Source organism: Acinetobacter sp. 5862, assembly GCF_024494585.1.
In the GTDB taxonomy this organism is placed as follows: Bacteria; Pseudomonadota; Gammaproteobacteria; order Pseudomonadales; family Moraxellaceae; genus Acinetobacter.
The window spans coordinates 1-335 of sequence record NZ_JANHGP010000105.1; the positions used below are offsets into that span (position 1 = coordinate 1).

General features: G+C 52.5%; 3 tRNA genes. All 3 read left to right on the forward strand.

The features are described from left to right. The first annotated feature begins 1 nt into the window (after window position 1). The 3 genes from NO346_RS14710 (at window position 2) to NO346_RS14720 (ending at window position 335) form a co-directional block, all read left to right on the forward strand. Window positions 2-77, forward strand: a tRNA-Val gene (locus NO346_RS14710). Between the two features lie 23 nt (window positions 78-100). Continuing rightward, window positions 101-177, forward strand: a tRNA-Asp gene (locus tag NO346_RS14715). An 82-nt stretch (window positions 178-259) separates the two neighbouring features. Further along, a tRNA-Val gene (locus tag NO346_RS14720) sits at window positions 260-335 on the forward strand.

The following is a 335-nucleotide window of genomic DNA, read 5'->3' on the forward strand; positions in this document are numbered from 1 at the left end:
AGGGCGCTTAGCTCAGTTGGTAGAGCGTCTGCCTTACAAGCAGAATGTCGGCGGTTCGATCCCGTCAGCGCCCACCAAGCCTTCACGTTAAAACTCAAGTGCAGCGGTAGTTCAGTTGGTTAGAATATCGGCCTGTCACGCCGAGGGTCGCGGGTTCGAGCCCCGTCCGCTGCGCCATTCTCTTAATACCTTCTTTGAGAATGTTTGTTTTAACAAGTATATTTATACTTGATCTCTGATACGAGTTTACTCTCGCTCAGGGCGCTTAGCTCAGTTGGTAGAGCGTCTGCCTTACAAGCAGAATGTCGGCGGTTCGATCCCGTCAGCGCCCACCA